This is a genomic window from Cellvibrio polysaccharolyticus (genome assembly GCF_015182315.1).
In the GTDB taxonomy this organism is placed as follows: domain Bacteria; phylum Pseudomonadota; class Gammaproteobacteria; order Pseudomonadales; family Cellvibrionaceae; genus Cellvibrio; species Cellvibrio polysaccharolyticus.
On record NZ_PRDL01000001.1, the window covers coordinates 1,400,633 to 1,426,116 of the forward strand.

Genomic DNA, 25,484 nt, shown 5'->3' on the forward strand with positions numbered 1-25,484 from the left:
AGAATCGCCGGTTGGCGACTACTTGGGAAAATGCTGCATGAATAAAGATTGTTTCTGGCGCTCATTGAATCGCAGCGCATTATTGGTGTCTCTGGTTGCCGGTTCATTGGTGCTCGCCGCATGCGGTGGTAGCAGCAGTAATAAATCCTCCTCTTCCAGTAGCAGCGTTGTCTCTTCATCGTCCAGTAGCTCATCCATTGTGCCTCCGGGCAGCGGTGTGTGGCCGGAACTGAATGTGACTTCGGCTAATCCTGGCAGCCTTACCATCAAGTGGTCTGCCGTCAGTGGCGCTACCCATTACAATCTGCTGAAAAATGCAGACGGTGGCAGTGGTTACGAAACCGTTGCCGAAAACCTCACCGAAACCACCGCTACCGATTTTATCAGTGTGCATTTGCATGACTGGGTTAACGCCAGCTATCTGGTTGAAGCTTGTAATGCAGGCTCCTGCCAAACATCCACACCGGCCTTTACCGCGTCGGCGATGCTGGATTCCATTGCTTATCTCAAAGCTTCCAACACCGATGCCAACGACTGGTTTGGCTGGAGTCTGGCGCTGTCTGACGATGGCTCTACGCTCGCTGTCGGTGCGCCGGCAGAAGATAGCCGCGCAACCGGTGTTAATGGCGACCAGGCGGATAACAGCAGCCGTGCTTCCGGCGCGGTGTATGTGTTTGTGAAAGAAAATGGTTTGTGGGCGCAGCAGGCTTACATTAAGGCTTCCAATACTGAACAACCGACCGAAGATGTCACCCAATATCTGCCAAACGACCGTTTTGGTTATCGCGTAGCTTTGTCTGCTGACGGTAATCGCCTGATCGTTTCAGCCTACAACGAAGACAGTGGCGCTGCCGGTGTCAACTGTGACCAGGGCAACTTCCTGACTACTGTGACTACCAGCAGCGAAAGCTCCAAGGTTGTTCATGCTGATATCAACACTGGTGCGGTTTATGTGTTTACCCGTACCGATAGCGAGTGGGAACAGGAGGCGTATATCAAGCCTTCAAATACCTGGGCCGGGCAGAATTTTGGCCACAGCCTGGCCATTTCCGGAGACGGTAATCTGCTGGCAGTTTCCATGCCGACTGAAGCGCTTAACCTGACTGGTGTGCAAGCTACCAGCAGCGAAAGCAGTGTTTGTGTGCCGGCCAACCAGGTACCAAGCAGCATCAGTTCTACTTCGAGTAGCTCCAGCTCTTCCAGCAGCGTATCTACCAGCAGTACATCCAGCTCGAGCAGTGCGATTTTTGCTGAAAATTCCGGTGCTGTTTATATCTACGAGCGTAGCGAAGACGGACAATGGACTCAGCAGTTTTATGTGAAAGCCTCCAACACTGGCGCTGGCGATGCGTTTGGCGCAAGTGTAGCGCTGGCTCGTGATGGCTCTACGTTGGCTGTGGGTGCTACCGGTGAAGACAGCTCTGCCACCGGTATTAATGGTGCGCAAACTGATAGCACATTTGCATACCGGGCGCCGAGCGCCTATTTCGCTTCTAATTATCCCTACAATGCCGGTGCTGTGTATGTGTTCCGTCGTGCTGATAGTGGCTGGGCACAGCAAGCTTATGTAAAACCGGGTAATGTCATGCCTAATCAGGCATTTGGTGTCAGTGTGTCGCTGTCTGATAACGGTGATCGTTTGGCGGTCGGTGCGCCAGGTGATGCCAGCAGGTCTACCGGTGTTAATGGCGATGCAGCAAATTATGAAATGGTAAACGCTGCACACGACGGCAGCTGGGCTGGAATTACCGGTTACGGGGCAGCCTATATTTTCGACTTTAACGGTAGCGCCTGGGCTCAGGCGGCCTACGTCAAAGCATCCAATGCCAACGCCGATGATAACTTCGGGATGAATGTTTCCTTGTCGGCGGATGGTTCCGCACTGGCTGTTGGCACCTCTGCCGAGCAAAGTCTGGCCAAAGGTATCAATGGTAACGAAACCGAAAGATCTGGCAGTACGGTAGGTGCGGTCTATGTCTACCGCTTGGATGCAGGCAATTGGGCGCAAACTTCCTATGTGAAACCGTCCAATACCCGCGCCGGTCATCGCTTCGGAACCAGTTTGTCTCTTTCTGAAGATGGCAAAGCTATGGCGGTTGGTACCCATCGTGATGCCTCTGCGGCAACCGGTACAGGTGGCGACCAGGAAGACACATCGGCCCCTTCAGCAGGTGCGGTCTACGTTTATTGATCCTCCCCAACGGCAGCCTTCGGGCTGCCGTTTTTCTTTCCCTCCCGTATTCCTGCTGATTACTCCACGCTCTGATAACGCTCAATTAAAGTTGTTTGCATTCGATGTTTTTTTACTTTGAATAATTATAATAAAGCGCTTTATAAAATAAAGTAATTGTCGTACATTGCTGTTGTTGCTGCAGAAAGATGGTGTTTCGATTGTTATTACGAGTCGAGAAAGGTGGGCAAGGAATACATTCAGTGGAGAAAAATATGGCAGATTTATCGCAATTAAAGGCTGATGTGGATTTTATGAAATCCATGGCCGTTGAAGGAGGGCAGGTGCCGTTGAACGGTGGCTGGCCGCTTTTCCTGGCTGGTTTGATCTTTGGCGCCGCAGCTTTGGTGCATTATGTGAGTGTGTCGTTTGAGACTATTTCCGGTCTAACGACGCTGGCTATCTGGGGCGGCGCCCTGTTGGTGTATGCACTGTTCGGGATTTTGTGGGGCATAAAAAATCGTGCTGTATTGAAAGTTCAGGGAAATAAAAATCGACTGGTCGGCGCGACCTGGGGTGGGGTTGGTTTCTCAATTTTTGTTTTCAGTGTAGCGCTGGCTATTTGTTCCTGGCGTTTGCAAAATTCGGGGCTGGGAACACTGATGATGCCAATGGTGTTGGTGCTGTACGGACTGGGCTGGATTATTACGGCTGAAGTGTCTGCGCAACGCTGGATGACCTGGGTGGGAGTGGGCTGTTTTATTATCACGCCGCTGATTGCCTGGCTGTCATTACAGCCGGAACAATTGCTGGTTTACGCGCTGGCACTGGTTTGCTCTGCATTGATACCCGGATGGATCCTGATGGCCAGAGAGAAGGCTCCGCGATGAGCGAGTTATTCTCACTCGACTCGGTTGATGACGTTATTCATGGTCGTTTACGGCTGGGAATTATGGCCTACCTGCTTGGCTCGGGCGACACTGACTTCGCACAACTGAAAGCCAAAACCGCAGCGACTGATGGCAATTTGTCCGTCCAATTGCGCAAGCTTGAAGAGGCTGGATACGTCGAGATTAGCAAAGGTTTTGTCGGCAAGAAAACGGTAACCGGCGTGACCTTGACGGAGCAGGGCAGGCAAGCGTTTATTCGTTATCTGGACAACATGCAAAACCTGATTAACGAAGCAACCGGTACAGTTTAGGTCATTGTGATGCATGATTCTTACTGGCTGATGCCGGATTTATGCCGCTTGCCTATTCAGGTGAGCGGCTTTTTTCAGTATTTGCGTTACAGCCTGTCCGGCTTGGAAAAATGTTGATTGGAAAGGCGTTGAGAAATCCCGCCAAAGCAGATAAATTAATGCATATTTATCTGATATATATGGTTAAAAAGTATGCAGGATTTTTCTGTTAATGAGCACCCGCATCGGCGTTTGAATCCGTTGACCGGTGAATGGCTGCTGGTGTCGCCCCATCGCACCAGGCGTCCCTGGCAAGGGCAGCAGGAAGCCAACGCCTGGCCAAACTCGCCATCGCATGATGCCGGTTGTTACTTGTGTCCGGGCAATGAGCGGGCGGACGGTTCTCGCAATCCGGTTTATAACAGTACCTTTGTATTCACCAATGACTTTGCCGCGTTAATGCCGGAAGTACCTTCGGCTGGGGTGGTGGACGATCCTCTGTTTACCATTCATGAAGAGTCCGGCACCAGCCGGGTAATCTGTTTTTCTCCCGACCATAGCAAAACCCTGCCGTTACTTTCGGATGAAGAAATTCAAGCGGTGGTCGCTACCTGGATTGAACAATCGCGCGAGCTGGGTGCGCTCTATCCGTCGGTGCAAATTTTCGAAAATAAAGGTGCGGTGATGGGCTGCTCCAACCCGCACCCGCATGGTCAGATCTGGGCGCAATCCAGTGTGCCTACGCTGATCAGCCGTGAAGACGAGGGGCAAAAAAACTACTTTCAGCGCACTGGCTCTCCCTTGCTGCTGGACTACGCCCAAAAAGAAATCGCCAGAGCAGAGCGCCTGGTTGTTGAGAATGAAGACTGGGTAGTGGTAGTGCCGTTTTGGGCCGCCTGGCCTTACGAAACCTTGCTGTTGCCCAAAGCGCATCGTCCGAGAATGACAGATCTGTCTGCCAGCGAACAAAAAAGCCTCGGCGATATTCTGCGTAACCTGACAGCACGCTACGACAATCTTTTTGAATGTTCTTTTCCCTATTCCATGGGTTGGCACGGCGCACCTTTTGCCGTGAAGGGGCAGGCAGACAATGCCGAATACTGGCAATTGCATGCTCATTTTTACCCGCCGTTGTTGCGTAGCGCCACGGTAAAAAAATTTATGGTGGGCTATGAAATGCTGGCTGAGCCACAACGGGACTTATCACCCGAGCAGGCGGCCGAGCGTTTGCGCGCACAACATCCTGTTCATTTCCGGTTGAGGTAACTCCCTTGAGCAAATTAGATCAGCAGGCCATTCAGGATCTGTTTACGGCATTTTATGGTCAACCACCGGAGCACACGGTCAGCGCTCCCGGGCGTGTCAATTTGATTGGCGAGCACACCGACTACAACGGCGGCTTTGTATTACCTGCTGCGATTAACTACCACACCTGGATTAGCGCTGCGGCCGAAAACAGCCGCCAACTGGAAGTGGTTGCCTGGAATTTTGATAATCAACGGGTATTGATTGATCTCGACCAGCCGATGGTGGCCGACCCGGATATTCTTTGGTCCAACTATGTTCGCGGTGTGATTCAGCAATTGTTAAAACACGGGCTGCGATTGACCGGTGGCAAGCTGTACATCGCCGGTGATGTTCCGGCGGGTGCCGGTTTGAGCAGCTCGGCGTCGCTGGAGATGGCGGTAATTCGCGCACTGACCGCAATGAGCGGTGAGACGATTGACCCCACTCAGGCCGCCCTGCTGGGACAGGCCGCTGAAAACCATTTTGTAGGCTGTAACTGCGGCATTATGGATCAGCTGATTTCTGCCTGCGGTGAAGAAAACCATGCGCTGTTGATTGATTGCCATGACTTATCAACCCGTGCGGTCTCCATTCCGCAAGACTGGGAAATTCTGATTGTTCACAGCGGCGTAAAACGCGGCCTGGTGGATAGCGAATACAATCAGCGCCGGCAGCAATGCGAAGCAGCCGCGGCGACTTTTGGCGCTACCAGTTTGCGTGACGTGTCTTTAACGCAGTTGCTGGAAAAACAAGCGGATATGGACCCCCTGGCATTTCGCCGCGCTCGCCATGTGCTGACCGAAAACGCCCGCACTCTGAAAGCGGCTGAAGCCCTGGCCGCTGCGGATATCGCTGCGCTGATGCCGGTAATGGCTGAATCCCATGCTTCCATGCGTGATGATTTCAACATCACGGTGCCTGCCATTGATACGCTGGTAGACATTCTCACCCGCGCCGGCAATGGCAAGGCGGGTGCCCGTATGACCGGTGGTGGCTTCGGCGGTTGTGTGGTGGCGATTGCTCCTGCGGTAGTCATTCCTGCATTGATGCAGGCGGTAAACACTGATTATCAACGGCTCACCGGTTGCGAACCTACCTTGATTCGCGCCAAAGCCAGCGGCGGTGCTTTTCAGTAAGCAGAACCCGGGCCATTATTCATGGCAATTTCAGGTTGCGGGAAGCATATGGCGTGCACAATCCGGGTTTGACGTTAGAGCAGTTGTTCCAAAACCGTCGAGTCATGGATGACTCGTCGGAGCTGCATGGATGCATTTATGTGTTTTTGGAACAACTGCTCTAACGTCAAACGGACAGAAGTGCACCGGGTCTTTCATCTAAAAAGGTGACGGTTGTGGGGCTTAAACTCTTTCCTGAGCAGGTCTGATGATTCCTGCATTGGCTTTCCTTGTTCCAGGTCAACAATCCTTCTGTCTTTCCGGTTAAAATACTCGCCTTTTTAATGCCCGATTCGTTGTATGGTGCAGATCCTATCTGACCCAGGAGCTACCCTATGAAGCCGGTTGAAACCGAAATTATCACCCTGCTAACCCGGGATTTGCAGCCCACTCATCTCGAAGTGATCAACGAAAGCCATATGCACAGTGTGCCACCCGGCTCCGAAAGCCACTTTAAAGTCGTGCTGGTTTCCGAGCTCTTTGAAGGAAAGCGTCAGGTGGCGCGCCACCAGGCTATTTATGCCGCGTTGCGCCCGGTGTTTGAAAATGGGCTGCACGCGCTGGCGTTGCACACCCACAGCCCTGCTGAGTGGCAACAATCAGGCGTTGTGCCTGATTCGCCATCCTGCATGGGTGGCAGCAAGCATGATCAGGCACGGCATCAGTGATTAAAAACGCACCCACCATCAGGCTGACAGGCATGGTGGGCACATTAATTGTTTAAATTTCGAACAGCATCTATATAATGCTCACCCGTTAAACTGACCGGATCAAGATTGCCATTATGAGTTCTACTGTTGTTGCCGCACTCTACAAATTTGTCGCACTGCCTGACTATCAGGACATTGCCCCTGTATTGAAAGCCCACTGCGATGCTATTGGCCTCAAAGGGACGCTGTTGCTGGCGCACGAAGGTATTAATGGCACGGTAGCGGGTACGCGTGAAGCGATTGATGCGCTGGTGGCCTGGTTCGCGAAGGACGCCCGTTTTGACCATATGAGCTTTAAAGAGTCTTTTTTTGAAGGCACGCCTTTCTATCGTATGAAGGTAAAGCTCAAGAAAGAAATCGTCACCATGGGTGTAGAAGACATTGATCCGCGCCAGATCGTTGGCACCTATGTAAAACCGCAAGACTGGAATGCCCTGATCAGCGACCCGGAAGTGGTGGTGGTTGATACGCGCAATTCCTACGAGTATTCCATTGGTACTTTTGAGCGGGCGATTGATCCGGTTACCGAGACTTTTCGCGAATTTCCGGCTTACGTGGCTGAAAATCTCGACCCTGCCAGGCATAAAAAAGTGGCTATGTTTTGCACCGGTGGTATTCGCTGCGAGAAGTCGACGGCCTATCTCAAACAACAAGGTTTTGAAGAGGTTTACCACCTTGAAGGCGGCATTCTGAAATACCTCGAAGAGGTGCCGGAAGAAGAAAGCTTGTGGCGCGGTCAGTGTTTCGTTTTTGATAACCGCGTGGCAGTCAATCACAGCCTGCAAAAAGGTGATTACGATCAGTGCCACGGTTGTCGCCACCCGATTACTGAAGATGACAAACTGGCCGCTGAATATGTACCGGGGGTCAGCTGCCCGAAATGTTTCGACAAGCTGACACCGGATCAAAAATTGCGTTTTAAAGAGCGTCAGAAGCAAATTGAGTTGGCAAAACAGCGCAATGAAGTGCATATTGGCGCTTTGCCGCCGGAGCGTCAGCAACGGGCAGAAAAACAGTCAGCCACAGGCTGATATTCACATAATTACAGCCCCGCTATCCTTAACAGTAGTGAATGGCGGGGTGTTACATCATTCGAGCAGGTTGTATGAACTTTGATGACTGGGTTGCGGATGTTGCAGCAGGTACTGCGACACATAGTAGTGGTTTTGTGCTCAGGGTAGAGGGTAATCCCGCTGATCCGAGTGCGGTTGAGCCAGGCAAGTTTCCCACGGATTTAAACTTTATTGATCAGGCTCGGCTGTTGCGTTGCGGGCTGGAATTTTTGGCCAAAGCCTCAAAAACCAACGGTTATTCCTCCGGCTACAGCACCCGCGCTGATGATCCGAAAATGGCTGCTATCCGCGAGCGGGAAGCCCAGGCAAAACGTTTTGCCGAGCGTGAAGACAAGCCGCAACGCAGCGTGTTGTCATTGAAAAAGAAAGCCCCCGCCAATTCTGACAGCACTTCGTAAATAAAAAAGGCATCCAGGGATGCCTTTTTTATTTTATAACAAACCGCGTAACTGCAAATCTGTGCGGTGGTGATCCAGTTGGCGGAACATTTGTTCAAACCGCTGCCTGGCAATTTCTGTCAGGGTCATGCTGTCTTCATTGGCGGACGCCGGGATACCTATCAAACGATTCAGTTCTTCCGATACCTGGCCAATGGTATGAAAGATTTGATCGCTGGTTTCCTTGCTGCGAAATAACCGCCCCTGCATGGTCAACGTCAGATACTGATCGCACTCGTTTAACCACTCCCGGCGTTGCTCCAGAAAATTGCGAATATTGCGAATGCCGCCGCGATGCGCGGTATTCAGTCGCTCATCGTGGTAATGCTGCAAACTCTTCCGCGCATTCAACAGAAAATCAATACTGGTATTTCGGCAGTACTGGCTGTCGAGATAGGTCGGGAATTTTATATTGTGGGTTTTCATCGCCTGCTCGCGTAAACAGCTTTCATCACATGCCAGAGCGGTAGCGGACAGACAGAATAGTGCCAATAACGTCATTATTTTTTTCATGGGGGCGCCAGTCAATTATTAGAGTTTATGGAAGTATCCAACACCTGGAGTGTGATATAGATCACTTCGTAACTGACGTCAATAGCGTGTTATGAAAAAGGTCTCGATAATAACTTTTAGAGATATAAGGGGAATTTTTATTCGGATAATCTATTAATGTGTGGCGAGACGCCACACATTAATAGAAACGGGCAGGTTACAACGGCATCGGGTTTTTGGTGATGGCAACGCTGACAATATAGATAAACACCAGCAGTGCAGCAACCCAGGCAGATTTACGCACGGCAGGGGAGCGATGTTTAAACGCTACGACACCGAGGCCAATGTAAACCACCAGGGCGATCATTTTGCTCAGCAGCCAGGGATGTTCTGACGGTTTGAAGCCCAGGTAAACCGCAACGGTTACACCGGTGATCAATAAAAAGGTGTCGATTACGTGAGGCAGAATTTTTACCAGTTTCTTTTGCAGGCAGGCCGAGCCTCGCCACATCCAGATTCCGCGGACAAAAAAGCTGATAAAAGTGAGTAATGCCAGTGTCATATGCAGGTGTTTCAGCATCAGGTACATCGGGTCTTCTCCATTGCGTGGCTATTTGTAAGTCTTATAAATGTTGGCAGCTCTGCGGCTGTTAAACGCGTGCCGCCGGGGTGAAGCCGGCGGTGAATATTTTTCAAAGGATTGGTTGCGCTGGCGGGGCCTTAATGTACCGGTTTGTCGCCCGGTGTCAGGGCTTTGCCAATCAACGTTAGCATTGCTTCGTCAAAAGGCAATTGCAGGGCTGCTTTATGGCCGTTTTCCGACATCTTGTTCCAGGTTTTGCGAATGATGTCGATCAGCTTGTCTTCAGCGTGTTTGTTGGCGAAATCGGCCAGATAAAACTCCAGAAAAACCAGGCAGGCAATATCTTCCAGCGTCTGGGCGTCATTATCGCGTTTGAGATTTCTCTTTAGCAGCAGGTCAGCCACGCGAGTAATGTCGTCTTCGGCGTAGCCGTGCTCGCTCATTAATTTTCCGGTGATTTCGCCATGCAGGCGTGCCAGATCAGTGCGCCAGCGTTTGTAGCCCTGGCGATCCATCGGGTAATCGCTGCGGGGAATTTTCCAGCGGCCAATATGTTGCGCGCGCACAGCAATTTGCAGCAGTTCGTCAGCGTCCGGACGGAAGGCGGCGAGTTGTGCGCTCATGCGCTGGCCGTAAAGCCATTCATTGGCTACCGGTTTGCCCTCTACCAGGGTGGTATTGGGGTCTTCATGATTGAGTTTATCAATGGCGGAAAAGACAAGCTGCAAGCGTTGGTCAGTGTTTACCACGGGTCAATGATTCTCGGTTGAAAGCGTAGTCAGGGCTGGCAAATCCAGAATAGTAATTTCTTTTTTATCCACGGCGAGAACGCCCTGTTTTTGCAAGCGTGAAAAAATCCGGCTGACCGTTTCAATGGTCAAACCTAAAAAGTTACCCATATCGGTACGGGACATGGGCAGGTGAAATTGTGTTGCCGACAATTGGCGGCGGCTGTTACGACTGGAAATGCTCAGCAGCAGGGCGGCGATACGGGTTTCTGCACTGCTTTTACTGAGCAGAGCAATGATGTGCTGATCCTGGGTAATTTCACGGCTCAGCAATTGGAAAAAGTGTCGCTGCAAGCTGGGAATTTGCAGGCTCAGGTCTTCCATGCGGCTGAAAGGGATTTCACAAACAGAAGACGTTTCCAGCGCGATAACCGAGTTGGTGTAGCGGTTATCGGCAATACCGTCCATGCCCACCACTTCGCCCGGCAGATAAAAGCCGGTGATTTGTTCGCTGCCGCTATCACTCAGCGTGAGGGCTTTTACCGCACCGGATCGAATTGCAAACACTGATTGGAACGTGTCGTTGGCGCGGTAGAGATATTCGCCTTTTTGTAGCGGCCGGCCGCGCTGGATAATGTCATTGAGGCGATCAATGTCATCCACATGAAAAGTAATGGGCAGGCAGATCGTGTTCAGGCGGCAGTTACCGCAGGATACCCGCTTGTCATGAGGGCAGGTGGCGTTGTTTTTGGCGGGAGTACTGGTCATGGCTAAACCTGTGACAAACCAAAAAGGCTTGCTTTGAGTGAGACTACTGAGGGGAATTGTTGCAGCTTTACAATCGGGGGTAAATAGTTGATTAGGATCAATTAACCGCTGGTATGGCTGTTTGCTGCGATTCACCACCTGTTCTGTGTAAAACAGGTGGTGAAGAGTGAGATGTTTACTGAGGGTGGTCGCTGTCCAGTTGCGCGGTCAGCCATGCAATGACGTCGGCATAGTTGTCGGGCAAATGGTTTTGCAGGGCAGACAACGAGGTTTTCAGGCCGGCGCTGTTGCCGCAAAAATTGATGTGGCCCACTTTGCGCCCCGGGCGCACTTCCTTGCCATACCAGATTTGCTCGGCGCCTTGTACGGCCAGCCAGGCGGTTTGTTGTTCGGTGCCGACCAGGTTAACCATCACATTGGTGCCTTTGATCACCGGCGAGCCCAGTGGCAAACCGCTGACGCCGCGCAAATGCAACTCAAACTGGTTAATGCTGGCGCCGGCCTGGGTCCAGTGGCCGCTGTTGTGTACGCGGGGTGCCAGCTCGTTGATCATCAGGTGATCGCCGGTGCGGAAACACTCCATGGCCATCACACCCACATAATTCAGCTTGTTGAGCAGGGCAGAAAGCATGTGTTCTGCCTGTGCCTGCAAGTGAGCAAGGCGGTTCAGGGGGGCAACAGAGCCGAGCAAAATACCGTTAACGTGCAGATTCAGCGTCAATGGATAGAAAACACAGTTACCTTGCGCATCACGGGCGCCAACCAGAGACACTTCTTCATCAAAAGCGATGGCCTGTTCGGCAATCGCCTGACCATACCAGTCGCTCGGGATGGTGTCCTGTTGCGGTTGACGCAGCCAGTGTTGTCCGCGGCCATCGTAGCCACCGGTGCGGCGTTTTAACAGTACGCGCTCACCCAGACGGGTGTGCAATGCTGCTTCGGTGGTGTTTGCTTCCACCGCTTGCCAGGGAGCCGTTGCCAGGTGCAGTTCATCAATCAGGGATTTTTGGGTTTTGCGGTCGGCCAGTAACCCGAAAACATCGCGGTTGACGAAACGGGCGTGTGCGGCCAGTGCGTCAGTCGCAATCGAGGCGGGCCATTGTTCGCGCTCGGCAGTGACCAGATCGTCCGGTTGCAGCGCCGGAGCGCTGGCCGATTCGATATCTACCGGGCGAACATCCAGATTCAGGGGACGACCAGCGGTTTGCAGCATGGCGCCCAGTTGTCCGGCGCCCAGCACCCAAATAGTAGAAGAACTGCTCATGGTTTACTCAACACTCGGATCGGGATTGTCCAGTACGGCCTGGGTTTGCGCATGTCTGAATGCTTCCAGACGCTCTGCCAGTGCCGGGTCGGTTACTGCCAGAATCTGGCTGGCCAGTAAACCGGCATTGAAAGCACCGGCAACACCGATGGCCAGCGTACCCACGGCAATACCTTTGGGCATTTGCACAATGGATAACAGGCTGTCCATACCGTTCAGCGCCTTGCTTTGTACCGGCACGCCCAAGACCGGCAAGCGGGTGTGAGCGGCGATCATGCCTGGCAAATGCGCAGCACCGCCAGCGCCGGCGATAATGACCGCATAGCCCTGGTCTACCGCCTGTTCAGCGAACTCGGTGAGTTTCTGCGGAGTGCGATGGGCGGAAACCACTTCAGTGTGGTAACTCACGCCCAGCTGCTGCAGAATTTCTACCGCAGACTGCATGGTGGACCAATCACTTTTGGAGCCCATGATCACAGCGACTTTATTGCTCATAACAGATTACCTGTATGTCGGCATATCAGAAAAAAGGCGCGCATCTTACCATAAGCATGGCGCTAACCCCAGTCTCTTGCCGGTTAACCGGAGGCCTTAAACAGCGGGCTCTTTTTCGCCACCAAACGCGTGTAATAGCGAGTTGATAAAGCTCTTCAATTCCAGCGTCATGATGGAAAAATCCGCGTCGAATTGTTCGGCGTAGCTTTCCGGGTTGCGGTCGTTGGCCTGGTCGTAAATCTTGTCGTCGAACTTGACCCGTTTAATGGCCAGCTCTTCATCAATAATGCAGTGGATAGCTTCGTTCCAGCTGATAGCGACCTTGTTGGCGAACATGCCTCCATCGAGGTGACGAATGATTTCTTCGGCTTGCAGATCCAGCTTCTTGCAGCGAATAACCCGTTCGTCCTTACTGGCTTTCAGCTCGCACTCGTCACCCAACTGGATGTCCTGAGGCAATTCATCCGAACGCAGCCAATGGGTCATAACCTGTGGCGGGGCGTTTTTGGTGGTCAGCGGCAGGGTGCGCAGGCTTCCCAGCGCTTCACGCAGGGCGCTTAACATATCTTCGGCGCGCTTGGCTGAAGACGCATTGACCACAATCAGGTCATCCTGCGGGGCGATGTAGGCAAAATCCTGAGAGGTGCGGGTAAATGCACGTGGCAACAGGGAAAAGATAATTTCATCTTTCAATTCCTGACGCTCTTTGCGGCCCACTTTGCGCGATTCTGCTTCGCTGAGTGCAACCACTTTTTGTTCCAGCTGCTCGTTGATAACCGAGGCTGGCAGGATTTTTTCCTGTTTTTGCGCGCAAATCATGATGTAGCCGTTAGTGACATGCACCAGCTCGCTGCCGTGGCGTCCCAGCGGCGCAACCCAGCCGTAGCGCATCGGGTCGAGGCTGCCACAAGGGTTGAAAATAAAAGGCTCAAGCGCGCTGTGCAACTCTTCAGGCGACAGGGTCCACTTTTCGGTAAGACGGTATAAACGCAGGTTTTTAAACCACATGGCAATAGTCCGAACAACAAACAGAAGGGAAGATAATATTCGGGAAGGCGATACCCGGCACATTACTGCGCCGGGTATCCGGCTTATCAGCCAACGATGTCGAGCAACTCAACATCAAAAATCAGGGTGGAGAAAGGGCCGATAGCGGCACCGGCGCCACGCTCACCGTAGGCGAGGTTGTAAGGAACGTACAAGCGCCACTTGGAACCAACCGGCATCAATTGCAGGGCTTCAGTCCAACCGGCAATCACGCCGTTAACCGCGAAATCAATTGGCTGACCACGGTCGTAGGAAGAATCGAATACCGTGCCGTCAATCAGGGTGCCGTGGTAATGGGTTTTTACGCGAGAGGTGGCGGTAGGTTTGGCACCTTCGCCCTCGGTAATAACTTCGTACTGCAAGCCGGATGCGGTGGTGGTAATACCCGCTTTTTTAGCATTCTCGGCCAGGAAGGCTTCACCGGCACCGGCCAGTTCTTTGGCTTTGGCAGCCTGTACTTCCTGCATGCGCTGGCTGATAACACCAAAAGCAGCTTCCAGGTCAGCACGGGAAACGGTGCTTTCCTTGCCTTCCAGCGCATCAATCAGGCCGGCGGCAACGGCGCTGTTAACAACGCCTTCAAATGGATTGGCGGCGAGTTGTTCGCCCATTTGACGACCAATGCCGTAGCTGGCTTTGGCTTCCGGAGTGAGATATTGCTCAGTCATGCGTTATGTCCATTGATGGTAAAAAAGGCCGGGAAGTGTAACAGAACCGTCCCCGGCTGTTGATTCGATTGCCTCGTAAAACCGCCAACCCGGCAAAATTGATACTGCTTGAAATGCAAAGCCCCGCATCAGGCGGGGCTTTGAACGCAGAGCCGGCTCGGGGTCAGATGGCGCCGGGCGGCGGCAGTGGCGGGCCGGCTTCTTCCGGGGCGGGTGCAGCGGGTTCCGGTTCTTTTCTCTGGAACTCGTGCATAAAAATACCCCAGAAAGCGATGAAGAGTGCCGCAATCACCGGCCCCATAACAAAGCCGCTGATGCCGAACAAGGCTATACCGCCCAAAGTGGTGAGCAGGATCAGGTAATCCGGCATGCGGGTGTCGCGGCCTACCAGAATCGGGCGCAGAATATTGTCAACCAGGCCGATAACGATCGCCCCGAAGGCGATAAGAATCAGACCATTAGTGACCTGATCGGTCGCCAATAAATAGACCGCGAAAGGAATCCATACCAGCGAGGCGCCCACTGCCGGCAGTAATGACAGAAAAGCCATCAACACCCCCCACAGGATAGCCGCCTGAATATTGAGCAGCCAGAAAATCAGGCCGCCGAGGCTGCCTTGCACAATGGCGACGACCAGGTTGCCTTTAATGGTGGCCCGGGTGACTTCGGCAAATTTGGTAAACAGTTGGCGTTCGCGTGCATCGCCCAGCGGCAGTGCGCGAATCAGCAGGTTAACCAGCTTGTCGCCATCGCGCAGGAAGAAGAACGTCATATACAGCATCAGCGCGATGTTGATTAAAAAGCTGAATGCATTCTGGCCGATGCTGAAGGTGTGTTGGGCAAGAAACTTACCGCTGGCAATGGCGGCATCGCCGGCCTGGTCGGTGAGGTTATCCAGCTCGATATTAAAGCGTTCGAGGGTTTGTTCCAGCAGGGGGAAGGCAGAGCGCACCTGTTCAATGTACACCGCCGGATTAACCTCGCCGGATTGCAGTTTTTCATAGAGCGAGACACCTTCGGCAACCACCGAAGAAACAATAAATATCACCGGTAATATCACCACCAGGATGCACAGTAACAAGGTTGCCAGTGCGGTAAGGTTGCGGCGACCTTTGAATTTTCTTAGCAACCGCTGGTTCAGTGGATGAAAAATAACCGTAATGGCGCAGGCCCAGAAAACCGCTCCGAAAAAAGGTTTGAGTACCCAGAAAAAAGCGATAGTGACGAGGACGAGAAAGAGTAAAAACGCTCGAATCTCCAGTTTGTCGTGCATGAAAGTAGTACCGTTATTAAAGTAGAGTGGTGGCCGTAGCGATTGACTATACGGTATGGCAGGAGTCCTGTTAAGGCGCGATCAAATAATCTTCTTATGCCTGGCTTACCGGCGGATCACCGGCATAGCTGCTGAAACTGCAACAACTGTGGAAAATATTTTCAGGAGGGTGAAACCGGTCAGATCACCAGGTTATCCTCCACGACAGGGTATTGTCGATTGGAGTATAGTTTCCTCCCTATCGGCACGGCATAAATTTTTTAACCGCTGCTTGTGTGGGTGCAATTGCCAGCGGGTAGCTGTTGCGGCAGACCGTATCGCCAAAGGGAGAGGAATGTGCGTTCAGGCAAACGCTTTATCGGCGTGTTGACAGTGTGGTTAATCAGTAACCTGGCTTGGGCGGCGGAGCCGCGTCAGGTGGTTATTGATATCCCTACCTTTGATAACTCCGAACCTCAAAACTACTATCTGGATTTGCTGCGTTTGGCCTTGGAAGAAAGTAAGGCGCCGGACGAGGAGATTGTTTTTCGCTATGCGCGCTGGCCTTATTCCCAGGCGCGCTGGGTCTATCTGTTACAACACGATACCGGCAATCAGGTGATCTGGACGATGACCAGCAAGCACCGGGAATCGCTGTTGCTGCCGGTGCGTATTCCTTTATTTCGCGGTTTGTTTGGCAAGCGGGTTTTTATCATCCGCAAGCAGGATCAGGCGCGCTTCGACAAGATCAATACGCTGGAAGATCTCAGCCAGCTGGTGGCAGGTCAGGGGATGCATTGGCCCGATGTTGATGTGCTGCAAGCCAACAACCTGCGCGTAACCACCGCCAATCGCTCCGGCTCACTGATCAAAATGTTGAAGGCAGAGCGGTTTGACTATTATCCGCGCGCTGTTACCGAAGCCTGGCACGAGCTGTCCAGTCTGGATGATGACGAGCTGGTCGTTGAGCGGGGTTTAATGCTCGAATATCCTACCGCCGTCTACTATTTTGTCAGCCCTAAAAATACCGCGCTGGCCGAGCGTATTGAAAGCGGGTTGGTGAGCCTGATAAAAGACGGCCGGTTTGATACATTTTTTAATGAACATCCGCGGGTCAAGCAGGGGTTGGCAGAGCTGAACGCCGGGCCCCGGCGATTGATCCAGCTTGAAAACCCCGGCTTGCCGGATGTCTGGCCACCGCCGGGTGCGCGCTACTGGATAGATAAAGATGGCCCTGTGGAAGCGCGCACTGATCGTGGCGGTGTATCAAGGTAAGCTGGCAGCCCGAGTGAGTCGGGGCCAGACAGCGTTGCAAAATGAACTCGTTAAACGACGTTTTGTCCTACTCTTCATCTTTGTGCTGTGTCTTATTGTGGCGTAGCGCAACTTGTCCAAATTCTACTGTGCAAGGAATTTTGTATGACCCGTGATTCCGGTGACCGTTCTGTCAAAACCATGCTGCTGCTGGTTGCTCTGGCAGCCCTGGGGGTGATGGCTTTTTTCTATCTCAATGGCCGTGGCGAGCAGGAGCAACCCGAATTTCAGTTGCTGCCTGTTGAGCCTGAGCAAACCGGTGTACTGCCGCCCCGTACCGATCCCGCCGTGACCAATGAAGAACCTCCGGTCTATGAGCCACCGGCGCCGGTAGTGCAGGCAGAGCCGTTGCCCGGGTTGAATGAAAGTGACACCAGTGTGCTGGCCGCATTGCAAAACCTCTCTGCCCAGACGTTGGCCTTTGTCGTGCCGCAGGAAATTATCCGCAAATTCGTAAGGGCGGTGAACGCGGTTGAAGAAGGCAAGGTGGTGCATGAGTACCGTCCTATCACCTCGCCGGCGTCCGGCTTCGTTACCGAGCGGGTTTCCACCGTGGGTGTGCAGCAGCCACGCTTTTTGATCAACGCTGAAAACTACCACCGTTACGATTCGCTGGTCACGCTGGTGGCATTGCTGGATACGGATGCGCTGGCAGCTTTCTATCAGCGCTTTTACCCCTTGCTCGAAGAAGCGCATGCCGAGATGGGCCTGAAGAAAGGTAACTTCCATACCGTACTGGTACGAGCGATTGATCATTTGCTGGCCGCCCCGGTTATTGAGCAACCGCTTGAGCTGGTGCAGCCCAAAGTGTTCTACCAATATGCTGATGAAGAAGTAGAAGCGCTGCCCTCCACGCACAAGCTGTTATTGCGCATGGGGCCGGAAAATACCCGCAGCCTGCAAAACAGCCTGAAAGCTCTGAAAGAGCGTATTACTGAATAAGTCTTTTTGCAGCCCCGGATACCGGGGCTGTTTTCCTCCGCTTTTCCCTTCTGTTTTTATCGCAATGTCCTGCTTGATAATGCAGCCTGGCCCGGCTTCTGGTGATGACGGTGGCGGTAAATTATTTGCCATCGGATGGTCAGCATGAAATATTGTTTGACAACGTTGTCTTTGCGGCGTAACTTTGATCCTGCGATGAGATGGCTGCTCTCTCCGGTGAGTGTCATTACATTGTTTGCTGCTTGTGAATTGCACAGTAGTCAAATGGTGCGCAGCAACTACCGGTTGTTATCTTTCTATCATGGATCTCCCTTGGTTGATGTCCGTTCGGGCATCAACATTTTTCGACAGAAAACGGAGCTCTGACAACCAGACCATTACCGCCGACAATCGCGAGCAGGTTAGCTGTGTTGCAACCGCGAAACCCGACATGTCGTGAGAGGTGTGTGTTATGAATCGCTGCAAACGCTTGGTGAGACGAGGTTAACTATGGCCACAGTGCCAACACACGATGACGTTTTTTTTCTTGGCATTGATGGCGGCGGCAGCAAATGCCGTGCATCAATTTACAACACCCGGGATCAGTTATTGGGTACAGGTATTGGAGGGCCAGCCAATCCTTTTCATGGGGTGCAACGCACGCTGGACTCTATTGTGGCTGCTACCGAATTGGCGCTTGCCGATGCCGGTTTGCCGATAGAGATGAAAAGCCGCCTGATAGCCGGTGTCGGCTTGGCGGGGGTAAATTTGCCCAGTCTGTTTTCAGTGATCAACAACTGGAAGCATCCTTTTTCAAACATGTATCTGACCACCGATTTACACATTGCCTGCCTCGGTGCACATAAACAAAATGAAGGTGCGGTGCTGGTTGCCGGTACCGGTTCCTGTGGTTATTCCTGGGTGAATGGGCAAGCAACTATTTTGGGCGCGCACGGCTTTCCGTTTGGCGATCAATGCAGCGGTGCATGGATGGGCCTTGAAGCGATCAAGGCTGTATTACTGGCTTCTGACGGGCTGGGGCCGGACACAATCATTCGCGAATGGATGGAAGAAACCCTGCAAGCCAAAGGCGTTATGATCGTCGACAAAATGGCCAACGCGAAATCCAGTGATTATGCGAAGTTCGCCATTCTGGTGCTCAACGGCGCAGAGCAGCAAGATGCTGTGGCGCTGCGTATTCTTGAAGAAGGTGCGGCTTATATGAGCGACATGGCAAACATGTTGTGGCAAACCGGTGTGACGAGAATGTCATTCATCGGTGGCTTATCGCATCGTCTGGTGCCATGGCTGGAAGCATCTGTTGCCAGTCGTCTGTCCGAACCTTTGGCGCAGCCGGAATATGGCGCCGTGTTTTATGCACGCCAGCAAAGCGGTTTGTGATGTAACTGTTTTGTTGGCGTTTTTTACAAATTTTTGTCAGCAGCTTGTTATAAGTGTTGTTGAGGTTGCTTTAAAACGATTGACGATTAAACCTATCATCGCTGGTGATTCAGATATCACCAGAGAACAAATAAAAAAGTTTTTGCCGGGAAAAAAATAATTGACAGACAACCGGATCACCGGTGTCGTGCTGACCAGAGTTGGTTGATGGTGTTCAGGTTTTTTGAATGCTGTGCATGACGCCTGTAATTCGATCACCCACAGGAAACAGGTTATGGATATGGCGGTGGAACAAAACACAACCAAAGCGCAGAGCAGTGTCATCCCCATGGCAATTATTGCCATTTTGTTCTTTATTCTCGGGTTCGCTACCTGGCTTAATGGCTCGCTCATGCCTTATCTGGAATTGGTGTTGTCATTAACACCGGTGCAGGCATCGTTTATTTTATTTTCTTTTTACATCGCCGTAACGGTATTTGCGATTCCGTCTGCCTGGGTGATTCGGCGCGTCGGTTATAAAAATGGTATGGCACTGGGTATGGCCGGTATGGCAGTGGCGGCATTTATGTTTATTCCCGCCGCCAAAACCCATATGTTCAGTTTGTTTTTACTGGCGCAATTTATGATGGGTGCCAGCCAGACCTTACTGCAAACTGCGGTAAACCCCTACGTCGTAAAAATCGGCCCGGAAGCCTCAGCCGCTGCCCGCATCAGTATTATGGGGATTTTGAATAAATCCGCTGGCGTTATTGCTCCTATGGTATTTGCCGCGCTGATTCTCGGCGGTATGAAAGATTTTTCCAGCGAAACACCGACGCAGGAAGATATTAATGCTCTGGCGGACAATCTGGTGATGCCCTATATCTGCATGGGGCTGTTTATCGGGTTGCTGGCGTTGGCTGTGAAATTTGCACCGCTGCCTAAATTGGCTCTTGAAACCGAAGAGCCCAAAGTGGATGCCCAAAAAGATTCGGCGTTTAACTACCCGCATCTGGTGCTGGGTGTTGTTGCCTTGTTTTTGTATGTGGGCGTGGAAGTGATTGCCGGTGACACCATTGGCTCTTACGGCCGCAGTCTGGGCTACGAAGGTTTTGCCACGCTGACCTCCTTCACCATGTCGTTTATGGTTATTGGCTACATTCTGGGTGTGATTACTATTCCCCGCTTTATCTCCCAGCAAAAAGCCTTGTTGGCTTCGGCGGTACTGGGTGTGGTATTGAGCCTGTCGATTGTTTTTGGCAGTAACGATTCAGCCTCGATGGCCAATATTTTTCTGGTACCACTCGGTTTTCCGGCGCTACCCAATACCGTTTTCTTTCTCGCCTTGTTGGGGTTGGCGAATGCGATTGTCTGGCCGGCAATTTGGCCAATGGCGTTGCGCGACCTGGGCAGTTTTACCAGTACCGGTTCGGCCTTGTTGATTATGGCTATATCCGGCGGTGCTATTTTGCCAGTGGTGATGAACGGATTCGCGATGGTTGATGGTGTAGGGCGGCAAACGGCTTATCTGGTGATGACACCTTGCTATTTATTTATGCTGTTTTATGCAATGAAAGGGCACACCTTGACACACTGGCGCTTTTCCAAATCCTAGCGTTGGCCTGGTCAGGTGATTTTTTACGGGCGCCTTAAAGCGTCCGTTTTTTTTGCTTTTATCGATAGACGAGGTAGGTATGGTGAAGCAACGTTTTATGGCGCTGGACGTAATGAGAGGGCTGACGCTACTGCTGATGATTCTGGTGAATACACCGGGATCCTGGAGTTATGTGTATGCACCGCTACTGCACGCCGATTGGCATGGTGCCACACCTACTGACTATGTATTTCCGTTCTTTTTGTTCATGGTTGGTGCGGCGATGGTGTTCTCCGGTCGGTCATTGCGTGACCTGACTTTTACGCAGCAATTTTCCAAGATTTTTCGGCGCAGCCTGCTGATTTTTTTGATCGGTTTATTCCTTAACGCCTTTCCGTTTTCCGTAGCCTTGCAAGAGTTGCGTATTCCCGGCGTGCTGCAGCGTATTGCGCTGGCCTATTTCTTTGCCATCTGGATAGTGCTTTATCTGCCGCTCACCGGACGGCTGATTGCGGCGCTGGTATTGCTGCTGGGATATTGGCTGATATTACAGTTGTCGGCAGATCCTTACAGTCTGGAGCACTCGGTGGTGCGTCAAATAGATTTGCTGCTGCTGGGGGAAAACCATGTCTGGCGCGGTAAAGGCATCGCCTTTGACCCGGAAGGTATTCTCAGTACCTTGCCGTCCATTGTTCAGGTGTTGATCGGTTTTGAAATTACCCGTTACCTGGTCGCTGCAGAAAATAAAAACCACGCGCAAAAAATGTTGCTGGTCGCGGGTGTTGCTATGGTTGCAATCGGGTTGATCTGGCATCCCTTTTTCCCGATCAATAAATATTTGTGGACCAGTTCTTTTGTGTTGTTAACCAGCGGTGTGGCGGTGATCGTGTTGCTGGCGTTGATCCGCCTGGAGAATATTGCCGCTTTCCGCGGTGTTTTGCATGCACTTACCTTGCCGGGCAAAAACCCGCTGTTTATTTACGCCTTGTCAATTCTCTGGGCGAAAACCATGTACCTGATTCCGGTTGGTGGCCAATCGTTTTATCAGTGGCTGTTTGCGCAGCTGAGCCTGGTGTTCTCACCATTGAATGCTTCTTTGTGTTTTGCTCTGTTGAATGTGGCACTCATGTGGCTGGTGGCCTGGTGGCTGGACAGAAAGAAAATTATTATTGCGTTGTAGCGGTAAATGCTCGTTTATCAGGCCTCTTTTTCAAGAGGCCTGATTTCAAGGAGGGGTAAATAAGAGGTAGAGTCGTGGAGAGAATAGGCGCCTTGTGTGCGCGCCTCGCGGTCAATCAGTTGGTGTTTTGCTTGCCGTTAATCCAGCTGCGTAACAAGTTGAGTTGGTCATCTACCAGAATCATACTGGCCACGTAACCTTTTTTAATGGCACCCAGGGTGTGTTGCAGTCCGATCATGGCGGCCGGGTATTCGGAAGCCATGCGTGCGGCTTCACCAATGCCGATATCCAGCAGGCGCGTGGTATTACGCACTGCACTCAGCATATCCAGATCAGAACCGGCCAGCGTGCCAGCGGCAGATGCGCAACGGCCATCCTTGCTGTAAATGGTTTCTCCGTTTAAAACAAACGATTTTTCAACCGCACCTACCGTTGGCATTGCATCGGTAACCAGCACCATTTTTCCGCGAGTTTTTGCCGCAACCGCAACTTTGAGTGAGGCCGGGTGGGCATGGTAACCATCAACAATAATACCGCACCAACTGTCGCGATCTTCCAGCGCGGCGCCTACCATGCCGGGTTCGCGGCTGGTGAGTGGCGTCATGGCATTGAACAGGTGCGTAAAGCTGTTCATGCCGGCGTCCAGAGCAAGGCGGGTTTCTTCGTAATTGGCCGCACTGTGGCCACCGGCAACCACTGCACCGGTAGCGCGCAGCTGCCGGATCATTGCCGGTGTCGTCAATTCCGGCGCGAGGGTAATCAGCGTTTTGCCATTCGCGAGGGACGTTAGCAAGCGCGCTGCGTCGTCGTCGAGAATGCGAAATTTTTCAGCGTTATGAATGCCTTTGCGCAACGGGTTGAGAAAGGGGCCTTCAAGGTGAATACCCAGCACGCCGGGAACCTCTTCCTCAATAGCTTGCGCTACCGCGGCGATGGCTTTTTCTACAACCTCAAGATCATCACTGATCAGCGTTGGCAAAAACCCGGTGGTACCATATTGGCGGTGGGCATCGCCCATAATTCTCAAGGTTTCAACGGTGGGGGCGTCATTAAAAAGTACACCGCCGCCGCCATTCACCTGGGTGTCAATCAAACCTGGCAACAAACGTTGTTGTTGCAGATCGATTTTTTCCGTAACCGACGCCGGCATTTCATTGATGTGGCATACCGCGGTAATCAGCTGCCCATCAACAATAACCGCGTGATCTGTCAGCCAATGTTCGCCGGTAAAAATAACGCCATTGATCAGGGCAGTGCTCATTACACGGTCTCCGTTACTTTGCGCAGGTGAGGGGGTTGGTCCGGATTGTAACCGCGTGCAATAGAGAGCGCATTGGCCATGCGATAAAAACTTTGTACCGCCAATAGCGGTGCGATAACAGGATCTGCCTGATCTACCACCGGCAATGCACCGGGGCCCTGATAGCCTTCACTGGCTACCATCAGTTTTGCATTACGCGCCTGGAAGTCATCAATCAAGGCATCGGTGCTGACGGTGGTTTGATCCTGCTGGGAAAAAATCAGCACCGGAAAACCTTCGCCGACAATTGCCATAGGGCCGTGTTTTACTTCGGCGGCACTGAAAGCTTCGGCATGCAAACCGCAGGTTTCTTTTAATTTCAGTGCTGCCTCCTGAGCGGCGCCAAAACCTATGCCACGACCAATGACAAATAAATTGCGGGCATCGCGCAGGGTGTCAACGGCGCTTTGCCAGTCGCATTGCCAGGCTTTGCCCAGCGCTTGCGGTAATGCTTGTACGGTTTGCTGCAAGGGCTGATCGTCGGACCAGACGGCAACCAATTGCAAAATGGCAGCCAGAGTGCCGAGGTAGGATTTGGTTGCCGCCACACTTTTTTCTGCACCGGCGCGCAACGGAATAACAATATCCACCAGCGCTGCAAGAGGAGAGTCTTCCACGTTAACGAAAGCCAGGGTTAGTGCGCCCGCTTCTTTTGCCTGGGTGACGCTGGCGAGCAGGTCAGGGCTTTTTCCGGACTGGGAGATCGCGATGTAGAGCGTGCCTTCCAGGCGTTGACGGGCGCTGTAAATGGATGTCACCGACGGTGCCGCCGACGAAGTTAACAAGCCCACACGGGTTTCAAACAGGTATTTGGCATAAGTGGCTGCATGGTCTGAACTGCCGCGAGCGCAGGTGACAATCGCGTTAGGTGCGAAGGCTTTTATTCGCTCTACGGCGGCTTTTAACAGCGGCGCATTTTCAGTCAGCTGGCGGGCAACCACCGCGGCTGCATCGGCGGCTTCCTGAAACATCAGGGTCGTTTCCGGCTGAATGGCGGTGGTATCGGGTGTCGAAGACATAAGCAAATTTGCCTCTGAAGGAAGTGGTTAAGACAACGTTGTCATTGTGGACTGCTTTCCGGGGGATGTAAAGCCTTGGCTGAAGGAGTTTTAATGGGGGATTGAAACAGGCAGTAAACGAGCAGAGGTTAAGGGCGGCAGTTTTCCGGAAGGGTTATTCTTCAACCCACTCCCAACGCAACGGTTGGCCAAAGTCGTCGAGAATAATTTTCTTCTTCGGGCGCGGTTTATGAGTAGGGCGATGCGGAGCCGGTTTTTTTCGGGATTCTATCGCGGCCACTACGTCTGACACCAGCGTGCGGTCTTCGCTGGGCGGCCCTATAAATACATGGCGAAGCGGCGCCGAAGTATCTTCCCGACCGCTAATACCGCGAGGTATTTCAGCCACAGCTCCCCCTTGATGCAAAAAGGCATCAATTTGTTCCTGTAGCTCATTGCGTATTTCACGCTTGGTTTTGGTTGGCTTCATAAAAGCAATATCGGTTGCGGTGAGTCGAACAAAACGGCCTTTCGACCCTTACGGAATGTGCCGATGCCATGGCTGTACTTTGACGTGACATAAGGCAGGCCTTAAACCCTTATGGTGGATCTGTTTATCGCTATGTCGGTCAAGGCTGCATCGGCGCGCATCGTGCAGCATATCAGTGCAGCGCTTTACCGGGCAAATGAAGCCCCGGGTTGTGGTCGCTTTTCTCGCAATCAACCGCCGCTTTGGTTAGACTGCGCGGCTGTTTCTCCTATACCGACCCTGAAGTCCGGCTTGCTATCTCATGACTGACGCAACACTCAAAATCACTGAAATTTTCTATTCCTTGCAGGGCGAATCCAACACCGTAGGGTTGCCCACGGTTTTTGTGCGCCTCACCGGGTGTCCGTTGCGTTGCGGCTATTGTGATTCCGAGTACGCCTTTTATGGCGGTACTCGTATGTCCCTCGATGCCATTTGTGATGAAGTTGCCAGCCACAATCCCCGCTACATTTGTGTCACCGGTGGCGAGCCCCTGGCGCAACGCGAATGTTTGACCTTGCTCACCCGCTTGTGTGATGCCGGTTATGACGTGTCGCTGGAAACCAGTGGTGCCTTGCCGATCGATAATGTTGACCCGCGCGTTAGCCGGGTGGTTGACCTGAAAACACCGGGGTCGGATGAGGTGGCGCGCAACCGTTATGAAAACATGGCGTTGTTGACCGCCCGCGATCAGGTCAAGTTTGTGATTTGCAGCCGGGAAGATTACGAATGGGCGCGCTTCAAGGTGGATGAATATGCCCTTGTGCAGCGCGCAGGCGAAGTCTTGTTTTCACCGGCATTCGGGCAAATAACGCCGCTCTCTTTGGCAGAGTGGATTCTGGCGGATAATTTGCCGGTGCGTTTCCAATTGCAATTGCACAAATTGCTATGGAATGACGCCCCCGGACACTAACAGCGTGGCAGTCAATAAGGCGAGGT

General features: G+C 52.4%; 27 protein-coding genes. 15 read left to right on the forward strand and 12 right to left on the reverse strand.

The features are described from left to right. The first annotated feature begins 37 nt into the window (after nt 1-37). The 8 genes from C4F51_RS05935 (at nt 38) to C4F51_RS05970 (ending at nt 7,993) form a co-directional block, all read left to right on the forward strand. Complete coding sequence (locus C4F51_RS05935) at nt 38-2,191, forward strand: FG-GAP repeat protein (protein WP_193908062.1); 2,154 nt, start codon at nt 38-40, stop codon at nt 2,189-2,191. A 254-nt stretch (nt 2,192-2,445) separates the two neighbouring features. Further along, nucleotides 2,446-3,060, forward strand: a complete 615-nt coding sequence (locus C4F51_RS05940) for a hypothetical protein (protein WP_193908064.1) — start codon at nt 2,446-2,448, stop codon at nt 3,058-3,060. Then, nucleotides 3,057-3,371, forward strand: coding sequence for a winged helix-turn-helix domain-containing protein (locus tag C4F51_RS05945; RefSeq protein WP_193908066.1), 315 nt, complete (start codon nt 3,057-3,059; stop codon nt 3,369-3,371). The genes C4F51_RS05940 and C4F51_RS05945 overlap by 4 nt, the downstream gene beginning before the upstream one ends. A gap of 192 nt (nt 3,372-3,563) precedes the next feature. After that, entirely contained in the window at nt 3,564-4,616 is a 1,053-nt protein-coding gene (locus tag C4F51_RS05950) for a UDP-glucose--hexose-1-phosphate uridylyltransferase (protein WP_193908068.1), read from the forward strand. A gap of 5 nt (nt 4,617-4,621) precedes the next feature. Further along, complete coding sequence (gene galK, locus C4F51_RS05955) at nt 4,622-5,773, forward strand: galactokinase (protein ID WP_202987629.1); 1,152 nt, start codon at nt 4,622-4,624, stop codon at nt 5,771-5,773. A gap of 374 nt (nt 5,774-6,147) precedes the next feature. Further along, nucleotides 6,148-6,480: a BolA family protein gene (locus tag C4F51_RS05960; RefSeq protein WP_193908070.1), complete on the forward strand. Its 333-nt coding sequence runs from the start codon at nt 6,148-6,150 to the stop codon at nt 6,478-6,480. Nucleotides 6,481-6,596: 116 nt separating this feature from the next. Next, nucleotides 6,597-7,553: an oxygen-dependent tRNA uridine(34) hydroxylase TrhO gene (gene trhO, locus C4F51_RS05965; protein ID WP_193908072.1), complete on the forward strand. Its 957-nt coding sequence runs from the start codon at nt 6,597-6,599 to the stop codon at nt 7,551-7,553. Nucleotides 7,554-7,627: 74 nt separating this feature from the next. Continuing rightward, nucleotides 7,628-7,993 carry a hypothetical protein gene (locus tag C4F51_RS05970; RefSeq protein WP_193908074.1) on the forward strand — a complete coding sequence of 122 codons (366 nt, stop codon included), beginning with the start codon at nt 7,628-7,630 and terminating at the stop codon, nt 7,991-7,993. Between the two features lie 33 nt (nt 7,994-8,026). Here C4F51_RS05970 and C4F51_RS05975 read toward each other — a convergent pair whose 3' ends face one another. The 9 genes from C4F51_RS05975 to C4F51_RS06015 all read right to left on the reverse strand — a co-directional run bounded on the left by C4F51_RS05975 (nt 8,027) and on the right by C4F51_RS06015 (nt 15,350). Then, complete coding sequence (locus tag C4F51_RS05975) at nt 8,027-8,545, reverse strand: hypothetical protein (RefSeq protein ID WP_193908076.1); 519 nt, start codon at nt 8,543-8,545, stop codon at nt 8,027-8,029. 196 nt (nt 8,546-8,741) lie between these two features. Continuing rightward, nucleotides 8,742-9,113: a SirB2 family protein gene (locus tag C4F51_RS05980; protein WP_193908078.1), complete on the reverse strand. Its 372-nt coding sequence runs from the start codon at nt 9,111-9,113 to the stop codon at nt 8,742-8,744. A 131-nt stretch (nt 9,114-9,244) separates the two neighbouring features. Next, a complete protein-coding gene (locus tag C4F51_RS05985; RefSeq protein WP_193908080.1) occupies nt 9,245-9,856 on the reverse strand; it encodes a DUF4202 domain-containing protein in 612 nt (203 codons plus the stop codon). A 3-nt stretch (nt 9,857-9,859) separates the two neighbouring features. Next, on the reverse strand, nt 9,860-10,603 hold the full coding sequence (gene fnr, locus C4F51_RS05990; RefSeq protein WP_193908082.1) for a fumarate/nitrate reduction transcriptional regulator Fnr: 744 nt from the start codon (nt 10,601-10,603) through the stop codon (nt 9,860-9,862). Between the two features lie 175 nt (nt 10,604-10,778). Beyond that, complete coding sequence (gene purK / locus C4F51_RS05995; RefSeq protein ID WP_193908084.1) at nt 10,779-11,867, reverse strand: 5-(carboxyamino)imidazole ribonucleotide synthase; 1,089 nt, start codon at nt 11,865-11,867, stop codon at nt 10,779-10,781. Nucleotides 11,868-11,870: 3 nt separating this feature from the next. Then, a complete protein-coding gene (gene purE, locus C4F51_RS06000; protein ID WP_193908086.1) occupies nt 11,871-12,362 on the reverse strand; it encodes a 5-(carboxyamino)imidazole ribonucleotide mutase in 492 nt (163 codons plus the stop codon). A gap of 96 nt (nt 12,363-12,458) precedes the next feature. Then, complete coding sequence (rdgC, locus tag C4F51_RS06005) at nt 12,459-13,370, reverse strand: recombination-associated protein RdgC (RefSeq protein ID WP_193908087.1); 912 nt, start codon at nt 13,368-13,370, stop codon at nt 12,459-12,461. 86 nt (nt 13,371-13,456) lie between these two features. Continuing rightward, complete coding sequence (locus C4F51_RS06010; RefSeq protein WP_193908088.1) at nt 13,457-14,077, reverse strand: FKBP-type peptidyl-prolyl cis-trans isomerase; 621 nt, start codon at nt 14,075-14,077, stop codon at nt 13,457-13,459. A 163-nt stretch (nt 14,078-14,240) separates the two neighbouring features. Beyond that, the gene (locus C4F51_RS06015; protein ID WP_193908089.1) at nt 14,241-15,350 is read right to left on the reverse strand and encodes an AI-2E family transporter; all 1,110 of its coding nucleotides are present in this window, start codon (nt 15,348-15,350) and stop codon (nt 14,241-14,243) included. Between the two features lie 336 nt (nt 15,351-15,686). On the opposite strand from C4F51_RS06015, the gene C4F51_RS06020 reads away from it, so the two are divergent. The 6 genes from C4F51_RS06020 (at nt 15,687) to C4F51_RS06045 (ending at nt 21,718) form a co-directional block, all read left to right on the forward strand. Further along, nucleotides 15,687-16,604, forward strand: a complete 918-nt coding sequence (locus C4F51_RS06020) for a type 2 periplasmic-binding domain-containing protein (protein ID WP_193908090.1) — start codon at nt 15,687-15,689, stop codon at nt 16,602-16,604. Between the two features lie 144 nt (nt 16,605-16,748). After that, on the forward strand, nt 16,749-17,585 hold the full coding sequence (locus C4F51_RS06025; RefSeq protein ID WP_193908091.1) for a DUF3014 domain-containing protein: 837 nt from the start codon (nt 16,749-16,751) through the stop codon (nt 17,583-17,585). Nucleotides 17,586-18,074: 489 nt separating this feature from the next. Beyond that, entirely contained in the window at nt 18,075-18,965 is an 891-nt protein-coding gene (nagK, locus tag C4F51_RS06030; RefSeq protein WP_193908092.1) for an N-acetylglucosamine kinase, read from the forward strand. Next, a complete protein-coding gene (locus C4F51_RS06035; RefSeq protein WP_193908094.1) occupies nt 18,940-19,125 on the forward strand; it encodes a hypothetical protein in 186 nt (61 codons plus the stop codon). Before nagK ends, C4F51_RS06035 begins: the two co-directional genes overlap by 26 nt. Nucleotides 19,126-19,245: 120 nt before the next feature. Then, the gene (gene nagP, locus C4F51_RS06040) at nt 19,246-20,559 is read left to right on the forward strand and encodes an N-acetylglucosamine MFS transporter NagP (protein ID WP_193912389.1); all 1,314 of its coding nucleotides are present in this window, start codon (nt 19,246-19,248) and stop codon (nt 20,557-20,559) included. 79 nt (nt 20,560-20,638) lie between these two features. Next, complete coding sequence (locus tag C4F51_RS06045) at nt 20,639-21,718, forward strand: acyltransferase family protein (RefSeq protein WP_202987630.1); 1,080 nt, start codon at nt 20,639-20,641, stop codon at nt 21,716-21,718. A gap of 115 nt (nt 21,719-21,833) precedes the next feature. On the opposite strand, the gene nagA is transcribed toward C4F51_RS06045, so the two are convergent. From nagA to C4F51_RS06060, 3 genes are all read right to left on the reverse strand, one after another. Further along, nucleotides 21,834-22,979: an N-acetylglucosamine-6-phosphate deacetylase gene (gene nagA, locus C4F51_RS06050; RefSeq protein ID WP_193908096.1), complete on the reverse strand. Its 1,146-nt coding sequence runs from the start codon at nt 22,977-22,979 to the stop codon at nt 21,834-21,836. Then, the gene (locus tag C4F51_RS06055; protein WP_193908098.1) at nt 22,979-24,037 is read right to left on the reverse strand and encodes an SIS domain-containing protein; all 1,059 of its coding nucleotides are present in this window, start codon (nt 24,035-24,037) and stop codon (nt 22,979-22,981) included. The genes nagA and C4F51_RS06055 overlap by 1 nt, the downstream gene beginning before the upstream one ends. 154 nt (nt 24,038-24,191) lie before the next feature. After that, nucleotides 24,192-24,506, reverse strand: a complete 315-nt coding sequence (locus C4F51_RS06060) for a hypothetical protein (RefSeq protein ID WP_193908099.1) — start codon at nt 24,504-24,506, stop codon at nt 24,192-24,194. 301 nt (nt 24,507-24,807) lie between these two features. On the opposite strand from C4F51_RS06060, the gene queE reads away from it, so the two are divergent. Beyond that, nucleotides 24,808-25,458, forward strand: a complete 651-nt coding sequence (gene queE / locus C4F51_RS06065) for a 7-carboxy-7-deazaguanine synthase QueE (protein WP_193908100.1) — start codon at nt 24,808-24,810, stop codon at nt 25,456-25,458. Nucleotides 25,459-25,484 lie beyond the last annotated feature (26 nt).